Annotated in this window: 17 protein-coding genes; 9 read left to right on the top strand and 8 right to left on the bottom strand. The window is 65.8% G+C overall.

What is annotated here, in order from left to right; genetic code table 11:
* Positions 1–4 precede the first annotated feature (4 nt).
* Together nrdR and glyA are read right to left on the bottom strand one after the other, a co-directional pair.
* Positions 5–478, bottom strand: a complete 474-nt coding sequence (gene nrdR / locus DJ018_RS12715) for a transcriptional regulator NrdR (protein WP_111515343.1) — start codon at positions 476–478, stop codon at positions 5–7.
* A gap of 32 nt (positions 479–510) precedes the next feature.
* Positions 511–1,800: a serine hydroxymethyltransferase gene (gene glyA / locus DJ018_RS12710; protein WP_111515735.1), complete on the bottom strand. Its 1,290-nt coding sequence runs from the start codon at positions 1,798–1,800 to the stop codon at positions 511–513.
* Between the two features lie 187 nt (positions 1,801–1,987).
* On the opposite strand from glyA, the gene DJ018_RS12705 reads away from it, so the two are divergent.
* Both DJ018_RS12705 and DJ018_RS12700 read left to right on the top strand, forming a co-directional pair.
* The gene (locus DJ018_RS12705) at positions 1,988–2,422 is read left to right on the top strand and encodes a Ros/MucR family transcriptional regulator (protein WP_111515342.1); all 435 of its coding nucleotides are present in this window, start codon (positions 1,988–1,990) and stop codon (positions 2,420–2,422) included.
* Positions 2,422–2,664, top strand: a complete 243-nt coding sequence (locus DJ018_RS12700) for a hypothetical protein (RefSeq protein WP_111515341.1) — start codon at positions 2,422–2,424, stop codon at positions 2,662–2,664. The genes DJ018_RS12705 and DJ018_RS12700 overlap by 1 nt, the downstream gene beginning before the upstream one ends.
* Before the next feature lie 251 nt (positions 2,665–2,915).
* Here the strand turns inward: DJ018_RS12700 and hemA are convergent, their stop codons facing one another.
* The 5 genes from hemA to DJ018_RS12675 form a co-directional block, all read right to left on the bottom strand.
* Complete coding sequence (gene hemA / locus DJ018_RS12695) at positions 2,916–4,145, bottom strand: 5-aminolevulinate synthase (RefSeq protein WP_111515340.1); 1,230 nt, start codon at positions 4,143–4,145, stop codon at positions 2,916–2,918.
* 152 nt (positions 4,146–4,297) lie between these two features.
* On the bottom strand, positions 4,298–5,191 hold the full coding sequence (gene mmsB, locus DJ018_RS12690; RefSeq protein WP_111515339.1) for a 3-hydroxyisobutyrate dehydrogenase: 894 nt from the start codon (positions 5,189–5,191) through the stop codon (positions 4,298–4,300).
* A 22-nt stretch (positions 5,192–5,213) separates the two neighbouring features.
* On the bottom strand, positions 5,214–5,984 hold the full coding sequence (locus tag DJ018_RS12685) for a class I SAM-dependent methyltransferase (protein ID WP_165842913.1): 771 nt from the start codon (positions 5,982–5,984) through the stop codon (positions 5,214–5,216).
* Between the two features lie 37 nt (positions 5,985–6,021).
* Positions 6,022–7,080 carry an enoyl-CoA hydratase/isomerase family protein gene (locus DJ018_RS12680; protein ID WP_111515338.1) on the bottom strand — a complete coding sequence of 353 codons (1,059 nt, stop codon included), beginning with the start codon at positions 7,078–7,080 and terminating at the stop codon, positions 6,022–6,024.
* Positions 7,077–8,216, bottom strand: coding sequence for an isobutyryl-CoA dehydrogenase (locus DJ018_RS12675; RefSeq protein WP_111515337.1), 1,140 nt, complete (start codon positions 8,214–8,216; stop codon positions 7,077–7,079). Before DJ018_RS12675 ends, DJ018_RS12680 begins: the two co-directional genes overlap by 4 nt.
* An 82-nt stretch (positions 8,217–8,298) precedes the next feature.
* Here DJ018_RS12675 and hemB point away from each other — a divergent pair, with 82 nt between their 5' ends.
* Both hemB and DJ018_RS12665 read left to right on the top strand, forming a co-directional pair.
* A complete protein-coding gene (gene hemB / locus DJ018_RS12670) occupies positions 8,299–9,309 on the top strand; it encodes a porphobilinogen synthase (RefSeq protein WP_111515336.1) in 1,011 nt (336 codons plus the stop codon).
* Positions 9,306–9,692 carry an NUDIX hydrolase gene (locus tag DJ018_RS12665; RefSeq protein WP_111515335.1) on the top strand — a complete coding sequence of 129 codons (387 nt, stop codon included), beginning with the start codon at positions 9,306–9,308 and terminating at the stop codon, positions 9,690–9,692. Before hemB ends, DJ018_RS12665 begins: the two co-directional genes overlap by 4 nt.
* Here the strand turns inward: DJ018_RS12665 and DJ018_RS12660 are convergent.
* Positions 9,677–10,183 carry a GNAT family N-acetyltransferase gene (locus DJ018_RS12660; protein WP_111515334.1) on the bottom strand — a complete coding sequence of 169 codons (507 nt, stop codon included), beginning with the start codon at positions 10,181–10,183 and terminating at the stop codon, positions 9,677–9,679. The two genes, DJ018_RS12665 and DJ018_RS12660, sit on opposite strands and share 16 nt — an antisense overlap.
* Before the next feature lie 83 nt (positions 10,184–10,266).
* On the opposite strand from DJ018_RS12660, the gene DJ018_RS12655 reads away from it, so the two are divergent.
* The 5 genes from DJ018_RS12655 to DJ018_RS12635 all read left to right on the top strand — a co-directional run bounded on the left by DJ018_RS12655 (position 10,267) and on the right by DJ018_RS12635 (position 16,528).
* A complete protein-coding gene (locus tag DJ018_RS12655; RefSeq protein ID WP_111515333.1) occupies positions 10,267–11,172 on the top strand; it encodes a flagellar motor protein MotB in 906 nt (301 codons plus the stop codon).
* A 73-nt stretch (positions 11,173–11,245) separates the two neighbouring features.
* On the top strand, positions 11,246–12,010 hold the full coding sequence (locus DJ018_RS12650; protein WP_111515332.1) for an arginyltransferase: 765 nt from the start codon (positions 11,246–11,248) through the stop codon (positions 12,008–12,010).
* Between the two features lie 105 nt (positions 12,011–12,115).
* Positions 12,116–12,778: a P-loop NTPase family protein gene (locus DJ018_RS12645; RefSeq protein WP_111515331.1), complete on the top strand. Its 663-nt coding sequence runs from the start codon at positions 12,116–12,118 to the stop codon at positions 12,776–12,778.
* A 68-nt stretch (positions 12,779–12,846) separates the two neighbouring features.
* Positions 12,847–15,054 (top strand): RNA degradosome polyphosphate kinase, encoded by a 2,208-nt coding sequence (locus DJ018_RS12640; protein ID WP_111515330.1) that lies wholly within the window; start codon positions 12,847–12,849, stop codon positions 15,052–15,054.
* Positions 15,035–16,528 carry a Ppx/GppA phosphatase family protein gene (locus tag DJ018_RS12635; protein ID WP_111515329.1) on the top strand — a complete coding sequence of 498 codons (1,494 nt, stop codon included), beginning with the start codon at positions 15,035–15,037 and terminating at the stop codon, positions 16,526–16,528. The genes DJ018_RS12640 and DJ018_RS12635 overlap by 20 nt, the downstream gene beginning before the upstream one ends.
* The last annotated feature ends 10 nt before the right edge of the window (positions 16,529–16,538 follow it).

Here is a 16,538-nt window from a genome sequence, read left to right as displayed (position 1 = left end):
AGCGCTAGGGCTGCTCGTCCACCACTTCGCTCAGGCCTTCCTCGCCGAGGAAGCGGGCGAAGTCCTGCGTCTCGCGGAAGTCTCGATAGACGGAGGCGTAACGAACATAAGCCACGTCATCGAGCTGCTTGAGGTGCTTCATGACCAGCTCGCCAATGGCCGAGGACGGCAGCTCCGTCTCGCCGATGCTCTCAAGCTGCCGGACAATGGACGAGATCATGCGCTCGATCCGCTCCGGATCCACCGGCCGTTTGCGTGTGGCGATGGCGACCGAGCGAGCCAGCTTGTCCCGGTCGAAGGGCGTGCGGCGGCCCGAGCGCTTGACGATGGTCAGCTCGCGCAGCTGCACGCGTTCGAAGGTGGTGAAGCGGCCGCCGCACTCCGGGCAGAGGCGGCGACGCCGGATCGCCGCGCCGTCTTCCGACGGGCGCGAGTCCTTCACCTGACTTTCTTCACTGCCGCAGAACGGGCACCGCATGATCTAGCCCCTTTGCGGCCACTCTAGCGCTATTAGCGGTAGATGGGGAACCGCTTGGTGAGTTCCAGCACCTCGCCACGCACCTTGGCCTCGACAGAGGTGTTGTCGCCGCCAGCGGCGACACCATCCAGGACCTCGCCGATCCAGGCGCCGATCTGGCGGAACTCTTCCACGCCGAAGCCGCGGGTGGTGCCAGCGGGAGAGCCGACCCGCAGACCCGAAGTTTGCATCGGGGGAAGCGGATCGAAGGGGATGCCGTTCTTGTTGGTGGTGATGCCGGCCCGCTCCAGCGCGGTCTCGGCGTCAGCGCCGTTCACCCCCTTGGGCGTCAGATCCACCAGCATCAGGTGGCTGTCGGTGCCGTTGGAAACGATCTTGAACCCAGCGCTCTGCAGGCTGTCCGCCAGAGCCCGGGCGTTGTCGATCACCTGCTTGGCGTAGGTCTTGAACTCGGGCTTCAGCGCCTCGCCGAACGCCACAGCCTTGCCCGCGATGACATGCATGAGCGGACCGCCCTGAAGGCCGGGGAAGACCGCGCTGTCGATCTTCTTGGCCAGCTTTTTGTCGTTGGTCAGCACCATGCCGCCGCGCGGCCCACGCAGGGTCTTGTGAGTGGTGGTGGTGACCACGTGGGCGTGCGGGAACGGGCTCGGGTAGACGCCGGCCGCGACCAGCCCCGCATAGTGAGCGATGTCGCACATCAGGATGGCGCCGACGCTGTCGGCGATCTCGCGGAAGCGGGCGAAATCGATCTGGCGCGAATAGGCCGAACCGCCTGCGATGATCACCTTCGGTTTCTCAGCCAAGGCGATCTCGGCGGCCTGATCATAGTCGATCAGGTGGTCTTGCGAGCGCACCCCGTAGTGCACCGGACGGAACCACTTGCCGGACTGATTGACGTTCTTGCCGTGGGTCAGGTGGCCGCCGGAAGCCAGGTCCATGCCCATGAAGGTGTCGCCCGGCTGCAGGGTCGCCATGAAGACGGCCTGGTTGGCCTGGCTGCCCGAGTGCGGCTGGACGTTGGCGTACTCGCAGCCGAACAGCTGCTTGGCCCGCTCGATGGCGATGGCTTCGGCTTCATCGACGACCTCGCAGCCGCCGTAGTAGCGCTTGCCCGGATAGCCCTCGGCGTACTTGTTCGTCAGCACGCTGCCTTGCGCCTCAAGCACCGCCTTGGAGACGATGTTCTCCGAGGCGATCAACTCGATCTGATCCTGCTGGCGCTTCATCTCGCCGCCCAGGACGCGGGCCAGCTCCGGATCGCCCTCGGCGACGCCTTGGTTGAAGAAGGACTCGGTGGAGGGCTGGGCTTGGACGTGCAGGTTCACGGGCTGGGCCTTTCGAGGGGCGGTCGGCGGATCCGCGGAGGGATCGGCTCTTTAACCTGATGCGCTCGCCGTTCCAACGTCCGGAACCAAAGTCCAGTTGTCTGCGTTCCCCGCTGGCCCAGGGTGCATGTGCACACACGCACCCGCAGGCGGTGTGCAGCGTGCGAGGATGGGGGACTTGATGAGTGTTGGACCGGACTCCCAGGGTCGATCCGGGGAGGAGTTGCTGCGCTTGGGGGCGGAGATCGTCGCGGCCTACGTGAGCCGCAACGTCGTCTCTGTCGATGCTGTTCCCGACATCATCCGTTCGGTGCACGGAGCTCTTGAGGGTCTGAGCCGTGGTGAAGCGCCGCCGGTTCTCGAGGAGCGCCCGAAGCCCGCAGTGGCCATCAACAAGTCCGTTCAGCACGATTACATCGTCTGCCTCGAGGACGGCAAACGACTGAAGATGCTGAAGCGCTATCTCCGGTCCCGCTACAACATGAGCCCGGACGAGTACCGCCGCAGGTGGGGCCTGCCGGCTGATTATCCCATGGTGGCGCCGGCCTACGCCGCCCGCCGCTCGGACTTCGCCAAGCAGATCGGCCTCGGTCGCGGCGTCCGGAGGCGCAAGTAATGTCGAATCTTCGCGAAGCGGGCCTGCGGCCCTTCCACGAAAGCGGCTACGAAATCCTCGATCAGGATCTGGTGACGCGCGGCGAGGTGGTGATCTGGTCGGTGGATCCGCTGATCCCGCGCCTTGGCGACCTGTTCCTGGTTGAGAGCGCCGGACGCACCTTCGAGGTGGAAGTCGTCGAACTCGCCACGTTCAAGGGCGGCTGGAGCACCACCTGTCGCACGGCGAACGCCCTCACCTGACCTCAAATCGGGTCCCTGCCAGCCTTGAAGGGCGCGCTGGGACTCTTATCTGCAAATGTGCATCGGCGAGCCGGTCCGGGTCTTTGCGTACGGCGACGGACTGATCACCCGTCCCACCCGGCAAACGCCGCCGAGCCAGCCAGAACAGCGCGCAGCGGCATAGGACCCGCCTTGTCCCTCCTCGGGATGCCGCTTGTTCTGGCGATGGCTCCCGCAGGAGCCCTCCCCTACAACTCGTGCAGAGCGCCGCCCTAAGCGGCGTAGCCGCCCACGCGCTTCACGTTGCAGTGGACCCAGAGGGTCTCCAGGGCGTGCGCGAGGTCGTCCATCATCGCATCGCTGTGCGCCGGCGAAGGCGTAAAGCGCAGACGTTCCGTTCCCCGCGGCACGGTCGGGTAGTTGATCGGCTGAACATAGATGCCGAAGTCCGACAGCAGGATGTCCGAGATCATCTTGCAGTGGACCGGGTCGCCCACGAGCACGGGCACGATGTGGCTGACCGACGGCATGACTGGCAGGCCGGCCTTGGTCAGGCGCGCCTTGAGGGTCGCCGCGCGCTCCTGATGGGCCACGCGGATCTCGTTGTGGTCTTTCAGGTAACGGATCGAGGCCGCCGCCCCTGCCGCCAGCGCCGGCGGCAGCGACGTCGTGAAGATGAAGCCGTCGGCATAAGAGCGGATAGCGTCGACAATCACCGCATCGGCGGCGATGTAGCCGCCCATCACGCCGAACGCCTTACCCAGCGTGCCCTCGACGATGTCGATCTGGTCCATCACGCCGTCGCGCTCAGCCACGCCCGCGCCACGGGGCCCGTACATGCCGACCGCGTGCACCTCGTCGAGGTAGGTCATGGCGCCGTATTTCTTGGCCAGCGCGACCATCTCGCGCATGGGCGCGATGTCGCCATCCATCGAGTAGACGCTCTCGAACGCGATCAGCTTGGGTGCGTCGGACGGAGCCGCGGCCAGGAGCTGTTCGAGATGCTCAAGGTCGTTGTGCTTGAAGACGTGCCGCTGCTCGCGCTTGCCGGCGCGAATGCCGGAGATCATCGAGTTGTGGTTCAGCTCGTCCGAGAAGACGATCAGGCCGGGCAGGATCTTATAGAGCGTCGACAGCGAGGCTTCGTTCGAGACGTACCCGGAGGTGAACAGCAGGGCCGCTTCCTTGCCGTGCAGATCGGCGAGTTCGGCTTCCAGCTCGACGTGATAGCGGGTCGTGCCGGAGATATTGCGGGTGCCGCCCGAGCCGGCGCCGGCTTCCTCGATCGCCTGCTTCATGGCGTCGAGAACCACGGGGTTCTGCCCCTGGCCGAGGTAATCGTTCGAGCACCAGACCACGACGTCCTGGGTCGTGCCGTCGTCGCGGGTCCAGGTAGCGCGCGGAAACTCGCCGCGGTGACGCTTGAGGTCGGCGAAGACGCGGTAACGGCCCTCGGCACGGACCTTTTCGAGGGCGCTACGGAACGCGTCTCTGTAATCCATGGACTTCAAACTCCGACCGCGCGTTCGACCATCTTGCGCGACAAGGCCGGTCCTCTTGAATCTGAACCGCCTTTTGGCGCCGCGACACCTGATTGTCTACACGGCGGGCCGCCGCAGGCGCTTGATCTGCGTCAAACGCCGTACTCCGTACGTCAACGGAGGGGTGCGTTGCCCCGGAACAGCTCCAAAATAGCCGAGAAGTCCTTCCATCCGCCGCCGAGCCGGTCGAAAAGCGCGTAGAGCCCTTCGGCCTGCGCACCCAGCGGCGTGGCGGCGCCTGCTTTGGCGGCGGCCTCCTGCGCCAACTTCAAATCCTTCAGCATCATGGCGGTGGCGAACCCGCCTTCGTAGTCCCGGTTCGAGGGTGCGGTCGGGACCGGCCCGGGCCATGGGCAGTAGCTGGTCAGGCTCCAGCACTGACCGGACGACTTCGATGCGATCTCGAAGAAGCGCTCCGGCTCCAGACCAAGCCGTTCCGCGAGGGCGAACGCCTCGCAGACCGCGATCATCGAGGCCCCCAGCACCATGTTGTTGCAGATCTTGGCGGCCTGCCCTGCCCCGTGGTCGCCTGCGCGGATCACCGCACGGGCCATAGGCTGGATGATGGCCTCGACGTCCGCAAAGTCAGCCTCGTCACAGCCCACCATGAAGGCGAGCGTCCCCGCCTCTGCCCCGGCTTGGCCGCCGGACACAGGGGCGTCGGCGAAGCGGAACCCCGCCGCCGTCGACTGCGCCGCAACCGCTCGCGCGCTATCCACGTCGATAGTGGAGCAATCGATCAGCAGCGCGCCTTTAGGGGCGTTGGGCAGGATCTCTTCGGCGTAGATCTTCCGCACATGCGGTCCGGCGGGAAGCATGGTCAGCACCGCGTCCACTCCTTGGACCGCCTCCGCGGCGGAACCTGCCGAACGGCAGCCAGCAGCGACGGCCTTCTCCAGAGCGGTCGATGACAGGTCGAATGCAAGAACCTCGCGCTCCGCCTTCGCCTGGTTCGCGGCCATGCCGCCGCCCATGTTGCCGAGCCCGATGAACGCAACGCGGGTCATGACGCCAGCCCTTCTCCGCCGCTCAGCGCGGCTTGCGGAACTTGTAGACGAACTGGTCGGTCTTGCCGCGCACGGCCGGGTCGAAGACGTTCTTGCTGTGGTCGTCGCCGGCGTTACGCAGCACCGTGCTCTCCCCCTCGAACTTGAACCCTGCCGCTTCCACCTCGCGGCGGACTGCAGCGGGATCGATGCGATGGAGCGCATCGTCCGGGTCCACAGGAGTTCCGGCCTTCGCCGCGTGGTCCAGCACGATGAAGACGCCGCCAGGCTTCAGGGCGTTGAAGATGGCCTTGTTCACCTGCGCCACCTCCAGGTTCCGCCGGCGCTGATGAAGGTCGTGGTAGTTCTGCGAGGTCCAGACCACGTCCACCGGTTCAGGAACGGTGAAGCTCTGGAAGTCACCCTCAACCACTTGGATGTTGCCGTAGGCGGGGTCGGCCGCAACCGCGCGAATGGCTGGCGGGTTCGGGGCGTTGGCCGGCGGAGGCGAGATGATGGCGTAAACCTTGCCCGTCGGACCGACAGCCTTGGCGAAGATCCGGGTGAAGTAGCCGCCGCCCGGGATGAAGTCGGCGACCTTCGATCCAAGCCCGACGCCGGCGAAGGCAAGCATTTCGGCGGGTTTGCGATTGGGGTCACGCTCCCGGTCAGCGGCCGGACGCGCCGGGTCGGCCAGAGCGGCCGTGATCGCCGCATTAGGGGCGGCGTGCCCGGCATGCGCCTGCGCCAGAGCTGCGCCAGTGACGCTCATCGAAACGGCCGCCACGGCGGCCAAGATCATTCTGCGCGACATCTGTAGCGTCTCCCTTTGTCGTAGGTTGCCGTTTGGCTCAGCCAAGTGGCGTCCATTCCTCGCCGGCTGGCAAGGGGGCGAAGATCGCGTCGAGCGCCTCGTCCTTGACCGCGTCCAAGGTCGGCGGATTCCAACGAGGGGCGTTGTCCTTGTCGACCAGCACCGCACGCACGCCTTCCTGGAAGTCGTGCAGGCTGCTGACCCGAGCGGCGATCCGATATTCCAGCGCCATGTTCTGCGCGAACGAGGCGGCTTGGGCGCCAAGCTGCAGCTGGCGAAAGGCGACCTTGAGCGTCTGTGGCGACTTCGACGCAAGCACTCTCGCCTGCTCCCGCGCCCAAGCGCTGTCGGACGCTTCAAGCGCGGCCACGATGGCTTCGACGCTGCCCAGCGAGAAGATGCGGGCGATCTCGTCCTGATGCGCGGCGATCTCCGGGCGCCCGGGATCGGCCTCGAACTCGGTGAGCAGCCGCTCTGTCGCGGCTGGATCAGCGATAATGGCCGCCTTCAGCTCGGCGACGCGTGCGCTCTCCACATAATCCGTGGCGACCCCGACCAGCTGGCAGTCCGCCGCTTTCAGCCGCGCGCCGGTCAGCGCCAGCCAAAGACCGATATGCCCGGGCATGCGCGGCAGGTACCAGCCGCCACCCACGTCAGGGAAAAGGCCGATGCTGGTTTCCGGCATGGCGAACACCGTCCGCTCGGTCGCAACGCGGAAGCGACACGGCCGCGAAATCCCGACGCCGCCGCCCATCACGACGCCATCGATGAAGGCCACGGTGTGCTTGGGGTACTCGAACAGCAGATGGTTGAGACGGTACTCGGTGTGGAAGAACTCGCGAGCCGCCTCCCCATTGCTGGCTCCGCTCTGCGCCACCATCCTCACGTCGCCGCCGGCGCAGAAACCGCGCTCGCCCGCGTGATCCAGGAGCACGATCTCCACGGCGGGATCGGCGCGCCAGGCCAGCAGCGCCTCCGTCATGGCCTGGCACATCGCCACATTAAGCGCGTGAAGCGCCTTTGGCCGGTTCAGCGTGATCCGGCCGACGCGGCCTTCGACGCGCGTCAGGACCTCGGGCTCGGCAGCCTGGCTCATTGTCTCAGCAGCTCCCGGGCGGTGATCACCCGCATGATCTCGTTGGTGCCTTCGAGGATCTGGTGGACTCGGAGATCCCTGACGATGCGCTCCAGCGGATAGTCCCTCAGGTAGCCGTAACCACCGTGCAGCTGCAGCGCCTGGTTTGCGACCTCGAACCCCGCGTCAGTGGCGAACCGCTTGGCCATGGCGCAGTATTGCGTCGCCTTCGGATCGCGCTTGTCGAGCGCGTCGGCGGCCCGGCGTACCATCAGTCGCGCCGCTTCCAACTCGGTCGCCATGTCTGCAAGTCGCCATTGCAGCCCCTGGAAGTCCTTCAGCGCCTGGCCAAACTGCTGACGGGTCTCGAGGTAGGCTTTCGCGGTGTCCAGGGCGAGCCCCGCTCCGCCTAGGGAGCAGGAAGCGATGTTGATGCGCCCGCCGTCGAGGCCAGCCATGGCGAAGCGGAAACCCTCGCCTTCCTGTCCGATCCGGTTCTCTTCCGGAACGCGACAGTCGTCGAAGTTCACCTGGGCTGTAGGCTGGGCGTTCCAGCCCATTTTCTTCTCCTGGGCTCCGAATGAGAGGCCAGGGAAGTCCTTCTCCACCACAAACGCCGAGACGCCCTTTGGGCCGGGCCCGCCGGTTCGCGCCATGACCACATAGAGGTCGGACGTGCCCGCGCCCGAGATGAAGGCTTTCGAACCGTTAAGGACGTAGCTGTCGCCATCCTTGCGCGCGCTGGTCTTCATCGCCGCGGCGTCGGAGCCCGAACCAGGCTCTGTCAGGCAGTAGGAGGCGATCAGCTCCATGGTCGTCAGCCGCGGCAGGTACTTGGCCCGCAACGTCTCCGACCCGAAGCGGTCGATCATCCATGCCGCCATGTTGTGGATCGAGATGAAGGCGGCGGTCGCCACATCGCCATACGACAGTTGCTCGAAGACGATGGAGGCGTCGAGCCGGGTCAGGCCGGAGCCGCCAACATCTTCCTGCACATAGAGGCCCGCGAAACCAAGCTCGGCGGCCTTGCGCATCACCTCCACCGGGAAATGCTTCTCCTCGTCCCACCGCGCCGAATGGGGCGCGAGTTCCTGCGCGGCGAAGGCCCTAGCGGCTTCCTCGATCGCGCGCTGATCTTCTGTCAGGCTGAAATCCATGGAGCGAAGACGCCCCGCCGGCGCCCCTCTGTCAACGCCTGGACTTGCCTTCCCCGACGTGAAGGCGCACACGCCCGCGATCATGAGCAAAGCCCCTCTCGCCGCCTATCCAGCTCTTCGTCTTCGTCGCCTGCGTCAGGCCGACTGGGTCCGTCGGATGGTGCGTGAGACGGCGCTCACCCCTGCCGATCTGATCTGGTCGATGGTGGTGCACGATGGAGAAGGCCAAGTCCCGGTGCCCTCCATGCCCGGTGTGTCGCGCTTCTCGATCCAGGATGCTGTGGCCGCGGCCAAGGAAGCTCGCGCGCTCGGCATTCCGGCGATCGCCATATTCCCGCACATCGACGGGGCCAAGAAGGACGCTACCGGCGCCCTGGCGCACGATCCGGACGGCCTGATCTGTCGCGCCGTGAAGGCGATGAAGGACGCTGCTCCGGAAGTCGGCATCATGTGCGACGTGGCGCTCGACCCGTTCACCGACCACGGCCACGACGGGCTGATCGAGAACGGCAAGATCTCGAACGACGCAACGATTGAACGTCTAGTTCTGCAGGGCCTCGTTCAGGCGCAGGCCGGCTGCGATATCCTCGCCCCCTCGGACATGATGGATGGCCGCTGCGGCGTTCTTCGCAGCGCGCTGGAGGCGGAGGGTCTGCAGGACGTGATGATCATGTCCTACGCGGCGAAGTTCGCCTCCGCCTTCTATGGCCCGTACCGCGACGCCATCGGCTCGGGCAAACTTGGAACGGGTGGCTCGCCTGTCGACAAGAAGACCTATCAGATGGACGCGGCCAACCATCAGGAGGCGCTTCGTGAGGTCGCGATGGACATCGCCGAAGGCGCGGACATGGTGATGGTGAAGCCGGGTTTGCCGTACCTGGACATCGTCCGCCAGGTCGTGGACGCCTTCCAGGTCCCGACCTTCGCCTACCAAGTGAGCGGCGAGTACGCGATGCTCATGGCCGCAGCCCAGAACGGCTGGCTGGACGAGGAGCGGGCGATCCTCGAAACCCTGGGCAGCTTCAAGCGCGCCGGCGCGTCCGGGGTGATCACCTACTTCGCGCCCCGCGCCGCGCGCCTGCTGGGCGCGTGATCATCGAGGTTGTGGGCGCCGTCATCCGCGATGAAGCGGGACGCCTCCTGACCGTCCGCAAAGCCGGAACCTCGAGATTCATGCTGCCGGGCGGCAAGCCCGAGCCGGGCGAAGCGCTGGAAGCCGCGTTGCCGCGTGAGCTTGAGGAGGAGCTCGGGCTTCAGCTTGCGCGCGCCGAGCTGCTCGGGCGCTTCGAAGCGCCAGCCGCGAACGAGCCTGGAGCCATCGTGCGCTCGAGCGCCTTTCTGGCGGCTGTCGAAGGCGAACCTCGATGCGGCGCGGAGATTGCGGAGATGCGCTGGATAGACCCGGCCGCTCCCGCCGTAAGCCTCGCCCCTTTGCTGGCCGACCACATCCTGCCGGCGCTTCAAGCCTCGAAGTAACGGACGTCCTTGTCCTCGCCCGGGAGACGCTTCAGGCCGACGAAGCGGAAGCCCAGCTTCTCCAATACTGCGATTGACGCCGCATTCTCCGGACTGGTGATCGCGGCCAATGCGCCAATGCCAAGGTTGCGTCGGACATGGCTCACCACAGCTGCGGCCGCCTCCGTGGCATACCCCTGCCCCTCGTGCCGAGCCAAAAAGGCGTAGCCGAGATCGGGATGTTCCAAGCCGTTCCGCCGCACCAGTCCGCATAGACCGATCAACTCGCCCGAAGACAGCGCCGCGGCCCACAGCCCGTAACCCAGCTGTGCATATCGGCTCCGCTGCACACCGATGTGCACTCGGGCGTCGTCCAGGGTCCTCACACCTCGATCGCCGATGTTTTTGAGGAAGCCGGGTTGGTTGAGCAGCTCGAGCATGAAGGGCGCGTCGGCTTCCGTCAGTTCGCGCAGAAGCAGCCGCTGCGTCCGCAGCACCTCGCCAGCCGTCATCTCTCGCCCCCAAACAAACTCAACGCCATCTTAACGAGCGTTCGCGCACCTTGCCGGCCTATCAGCCTTGACCGGAGCGCGCCATGTCGCTGGGCGACCAGCCGATCGTCATCAAGAAGGTGGTGAAGAAAGGCGGCGGCGGACACCACGGCGGCGCCTGGAAGGTCGCGTACGCCGACTTCGTGACCGCCATGATGGCCTTCTTCCTGCTGATGTGGCTGATCAACACCACCTCTCCGGAACAGAAGCGCGGCATCGCCGATTACTTTGCGCCGGCCAGCGTGTCAGAGACCACCTCCGGTTCGGGCGGTATCCTCGGCGGCACAGCGCTGGGGGAAGACGGCGCGAAGGCGAATGGATCGCGCTCCGTCATCGAGGAGCTTTCGACCGAGAGCCGCAACCCGAATGACGGCAAGAGCACCGATGGCGGCAAGGGGCAGTCCGCTGAGGACGCCTCCACCGAGGCGCTGCGTGAGGAGTTGCAGAAGCGAGAGGCCGCAGCCTTCGCCTCCGCCGCCCAGTCTCTCCGCCAAGCGCTCCAGGACATGCCGGAGCTTTCCGAGCTGTCGAAGAACATCATCATCGACCAGACGCCCGAAGGGCTGCGTATCCAGCTCATCGACCAGGAAGGGCGGTCGATGTTCAATCAGGGCTCGGCTCAGCCGAATGATCGCGCCAAGCTCCTGCTTCGCGCCGTCAGCAAGGTCATCAACCAGATGCCCAACAGAGTCAGCATCTACGGCCACACCAGCGCGAGCGTCGGCGGAGTGAAAACGGAGAACGATTGGCCCCTTTCGGCTGCCCGCGCCAATGCGTCGCGGCAGATCCTCCAGGGATCAGGTGTGGACGCCGATCGCATCTATCAGGTCTCTGGTAAGGCCACTTCCGAGCCGCTTTACCCCGATGATCCCACTCTGCCCGGCAACCGTCGCATTGCGATCGTGTTGTTGCGAGAGGCGCCGGTGCTCCCGCCGGACCAGGGCTTGTAGCGTTCCGCTTGCGCACGAGCCCCGCATGGCCCCAAATCAGATCAGGCGGGATTGGGACGAAGAACGCTAGGCCGTGACGCAGCATTTTCCGACACGACAGCTCAGGTTCTTCCTGACCGCTCCTTCCCCCTGCCCCTACCTGCCCGATCGCTTCGAGCGGAAGGTCTTCGCCCATTTGCCCTTGTCGGAAGGCGCCGCAGTCAACGACAGCCTGACCCAGGTCGGCTTCCGCCGATCCCAGAACATCGCCTACCGGCCCGCCTGCGAGCAGTGCAACGCCTGCGTCTCGGCGCGCCTGCCGGCCGCCGACTACGTGTTCTCCCGCTCCGAGCGGAAGGTACTGAACCGCAACGACGACCTCGAACGGCACTTGGTGGAAGCGGAAGCGACGATGGAGCAGTTCGACCTGCTCCGCCGATATCTGACCGCCCGCCATGCGGACGGCGGCATGGCCGAGATGACTTGGCCCGATTACGTCGCAATGGTCGAAGACACGGCTGTGCGGACCCACATCATCGAGTACCGCACGCGCCCTGCAGATGACGGCCCCGGCGATCTGGTCGCCTGCGCCCTGGTGGACCTGATGAGCGATGGTCTTTCGCTGGTTTACAGCTTCTACGACCCGACCATGACCCGGCGCAGCCTGGGCTCGTTCATGATCCTCGACCACATCGTCCAGGCGGGCATGACCAGCCTGCCGTACGTCTACCTCGGCTATTGGGTCCGGGGATCGGACAAGATGGACTACAAGATCAAGTTCTCGCCCATCGAGCTTCTGCGCGCCGAGGGCTGGACCCTGATGTCAGCCCGTGACCTGAAAGCACCTCGCGCCGCCTGATCTCCACCGCCTGTGAATGGCGGGGAACATCGAGCTGCCGTTCTGGCGCCGTCCGGCGGCTCCTTGCTAAACTGGCGTAGTGACTTGTCCCCGCGGATCCGGCGAATGACGCAACAGCTTCGGCTGCGGCTGGAACGGCCCGCCACCCCCTCTCGCGAGACCTTCGTCGAAGGCCCTTCCAACGCTCATGCCCGAGCAGCGGTCGAAGCGTGGCCGCACTGGCATGGCGGCGCTCTGGTGCTGGTGGGGCCCGCCGGGGTCGGGAAGACGCACCTGGCGAGCATCTGGGCCGAGGCCGCAGGCGCGATTGCGCTCGATCGGATGGCGCCCCAGGTGGAGGCTGCGGCCGGTCGCCCGGTCTTGCTGGAGAACGTCGATCAAGGAGCGCCGGACGAAGCCCTGTTCCATCTGATCAACCTTGCGGCTCAGGCGGGCGGTGGACTGCTGCTGACGGCCCGCACGCCACCCGTGGGCTGGCCAGCCGCATTGCCGGACCTTCGGTCGCGACTGAACGCGCTGCCGGTCGCCGAGATCGAGGAACCGGACGACGAAGTTCTGGAAGGCGTGCTCAGGAACTTCTTCCGGGAACGGAGCATTCGACCGCCCAAAGAGGTCTACCCGTATCTCCTGCGACGCATGCAGAGGTCGATCCCTGAAGCGCGCGAAATCGTCCGCAGGCTGGATGAAGCTGGCGACGGCCCAATCAGCCGCATGCTCGCTCGCGAGGTTCTTGAAGGCGATAATGGAAATCTTGACCTTTTCGAGTGAACACTTGCACCCCAACTGAGGTGGGCTACGCGAACCAGTCCGCCGTCAATTCCGGGAGCTAAGCGTCCATGACCTATGTCGCGCCCATCGCCTCGCCGCCCGAGGAAGAGGTCGCACACGGCGCAAGCTGGGACGAAGGTCTGGCCGCGAGCCCCGCGCGGTTCTTCAACCGGGAGCTGTCCTGGCTCTCCTTCAACCGCCGCGTCCTGGCGGAAAGCAAGAACCCGCGGCATCCGCTGCTGGAGCGGCTTCGATTTCTGGCGATCTCGGCCAACAATCTGGACGAATTCTACATGGTGCGCGTGGCCGGCCTGAAGGCGCAGGTCCGCGAAGCGGTTAGGGTTGTCAGTCAGGACGGGATGACGCCTGCCGAGCAGCTGGAGCGGGTCAACGCTGAAGCCGCCGACCTGATGGCCGACCAGCAGACCCGCTGGCGACAGCTCTGGCAGGAACTGGCTGACGAAGGTCTGAAGGTTGTCGCGCCGGGCGATGTCACCAGCGCCGAGAAGGCCGCACTCGAGGACGCCTTCCTCAACCAGCTGTTTCCAGTTCTGACGCCGCTGGCGATCGACCCGGCTCACCCGTTCCCGTTCATCCCGAACCTGGCGTTCTCGCTGGTTCTGAAACTGAAGCGGGTGAGCGACACCAAGGTGCTCTACGCCCTGGTTCCAATTCCGGCGCAGGTTGCCCGCTTCTGGCAGCTTCCGGCGCAGCGCAGCGGTCGCAAGAAGCCGGACCGGCGCTTCCTTTCTCTGGAGTCGTTGGTCGCCCTGTTTCTCGATCACCTGTTCCCGGGCTGCGAAGTGCTGGACCAAGGCGTCTTCCGTCTGATCCGGGACAGCGACGTGGAGATCGAGGAAGAGGCCGAAGACCTCGTCCGTGAGTTCGAGGCCGCGCTGAAACAGCGGCGGATGGGCTCGGTGGTCCGCGTCGAGATCGAAAGCGCGATGAGCGAGGACCTGCGCGGCTTCATCAGCACCAATCTTCACGCGCAGCCGGACGACATCATCCTGATCGACGGGTTGTTGGGCCTAGACGAACTCAGCCAGCTGATCCCCTCGGACCGGCCGGACCTGAAGTTCAAGTCGTTCGAACCGCGCTTCCCAGAGCGCATCCGTGACCACGGGGGCGACTGTTTCGCGGCGATCCGGGAAAAGGACATCCTCGTTCACCACCCCTTCGAAAGCTTCGACGTGGTGGTGCAATTCATCCGCCAGGCCGCGCGTGATCCGAACGTTCTGGCGATCAAGCAGACGCTGTATCGCACCTCCAAGGACAGCCCGATCGTGGCGGCCCTGATTGAAGCGGCCGAGGCCGGCAAGAACGTCACTGCGGTGATCGAGATCAAGGCCCGGTTCGACGAGGAAGCGAACCTGAAGTGGGCGCGCGATCTGGAGCGGGCGGGCGTGCACGTTGTCTTTGGGTTCGTGGAGTACAAAACTCACGCCAAGCTATCGACAGTGGTTCGTCGCGAGGGCGACACCCTGCGCACCTACTGCCACTTCGGCACGGGCAACTATCACCCGATCACGGCCCGAGTTTACACCGACCTGTCGCTGTTCACGACTGAGCCGGCATACGCCCGCGACTCAGCGCGCCTGTTCAACTTCGTGACCGGCTACGCCCAGCCCGAAAGCCTGGAGAAGCTTTCGTTCTCCCCCATCACCATGAAGCGGGATCTGCTGCACCTCATCGGGCGCGAGGCGACTGCGGCTCAGGCGGGCAAACCCGCGGCGATCTGGGCCAAGATGAACTCGCTGGTTGATCCCCAGATCATCGACGCCCTCTACGCGGCCAGTCAGGCGGGCGTGGAGATCCGCCTGGTGATCCGCGGCATCTGCTGCCTGCGACCGGGTATTCCGGGCCTTTCCGAGAACATCCACGTGAAGAGCATCATCGGTCGCTATCTCGAGCACGGCCGCATCGTCGCCTTTGCGAACGGCGCGCCCATGCCGTCGGGCGCGTCACGGGTGTTCATCACCTCCGCCGACTGGATGCCGCGCAATCTCGATCGCCGGGTCGAATGTCTCACCCCGATCGAGAACCCAACTGTGCACCAGCAGGTTCTCAATCAGATCATGGTGGCAAATCTTCGAGACGAGGCGCAGAGCTGGACCTTGGACAGTCAGGGCCGCTATACGCGTGACCCGGCCTGGGACCACCCGGACGCCTTCTCGGCGCACGAGTACTTCATGACCAATCCCAGCCTTTCCGGACGAGGACACAGGGTGAAGGACATGCCGCGCGCGATCGAAGATGTGGCTCCGCGCGGATAATCGTCCCGAGCGCCAGGCGGCCGTCGTCGACCTCGGTTCGAACTCCGTCCGTCTGGTGATCTACCGGATCGAGGGCCGGGCGATTTGGACGGTCTTCAACGAGAAGGCGCTGGCGGGCCTCGGCAAGGACCTGCCGACCACCGGACGCCTGTCCGCCGAAGGTGTGGAGGTCGCCATGAGCGCGCTGCGCCGGTTCCGTACCGTGCTGGACGGCTGGCGCGCCGAAGACATCACCGTCGCCGCCACCGCCGCAGTTCGCGAAGCCGTTGACGGTCCCGCGTTCGTGCGCCGGGTGCGGGAGGAAACGGGTCTTGAGGTGCGCGTCCTCACCGGCGTGGAAGAGGCGCGCTACGCCGCCACCGGCGTAATCGCCGGCTATCCGGCAGCCCAAGGCGTGGTCGGCGACCTGGGCGGCTCCAGCCTGGAGCTGATCCGCGTCAACGGGTCTGGTCCGAGCGAGGGCGTCAGTTTGCTTCTCGGTCCCTTCGCGCTTGGCGCACCGCGAGCGCTGGACATCGACCGCACGCGCCGCGCTATTGACCGCGAGCTGGCGCCTGTGGCCCAGCGGTTCGCGACAGATCACTTCCATGCCGTGGGCGGCGCCTGGCGCAACCTGGCGCTTCTGCACATGGAGCTTGCGGATTACCCGCTGCGCATCGCTCACCAATACGAGATGAGCCGCTCCGACGCGCTCGACGTCGCTCGCTTCGTCGAAAGGCAATCCCGCTCGTCACTTGAGCGGATGCAGAAGCTCTCCAAGAAGCGAATCGAAACCCTGCCCTACTCGGCCCTGGTGTTGGAAGCGGTCGTCGAGCGGCTCGGCGTCGAGCGGGTGACGATCTCCGCCTATGGTGTCCGGGAGGGCCTGCTGCTGGAAAGCATGCCGCCTGACGTGCGGCGGCAGGATCCGCTGATCGCCGGCGCTGAAGCCGCAGCCGCCGCGCGTGGACTCGCCCAGGACCTTGGTCCTTCCCTGGAAGCCTGGCTGACGCCGGCGTTCAGCCAGCTGCCGCCCCTGTTCGGCGGACGAGATGCGGTCCTGCTCGCGACGGCCTGCCGCCTTGCCGATCTCGGAGCGCGGCTGCACCCCGACCATCGCGCCGACATCGCATTCGAACAGGTGCTCCGGGCGCCCGTGGCGGGCGTGTCTCACTCGGAACGGGCGTTCCTGGCCTGCGTCGCCTTCTCGCGCCATACCTCCTCTTCCAACACGCCCGAGGCGGCCACGATCAACCGGGTGCTTTCAGCCGAACGGCGCCAGCGGGCCCGGGCGCTAGGCGCCGCCATCCGGCTGGGATGCGACCTGTCCGGGCGTAATCCCCACCTGTTGGAGAAATCGAGCTTAATGATCCACGCGGATCAAATGGTGATCACCGCGGGCGCAGGCTGGGAAGACGTCCTCCAGGGCGAACAGGTCGCCAAGCGCGCTCAGACCCTCGCGAACACGCTGAAGCTCAAGCTGGCGTTCGCGTAGCAAAAAGGCG

The sequence above is a fragment of the Phenylobacterium deserti genome, assembly GCF_003254705.1.
Classification (GTDB): Bacteria; Pseudomonadota; Alphaproteobacteria; order Caulobacterales; family Caulobacteraceae; genus Phenylobacterium; species Phenylobacterium deserti.
Note: the sequence above shows the minus strand (reverse complement) of the source record. Positions and strands in the feature narration are given on the sequence as shown.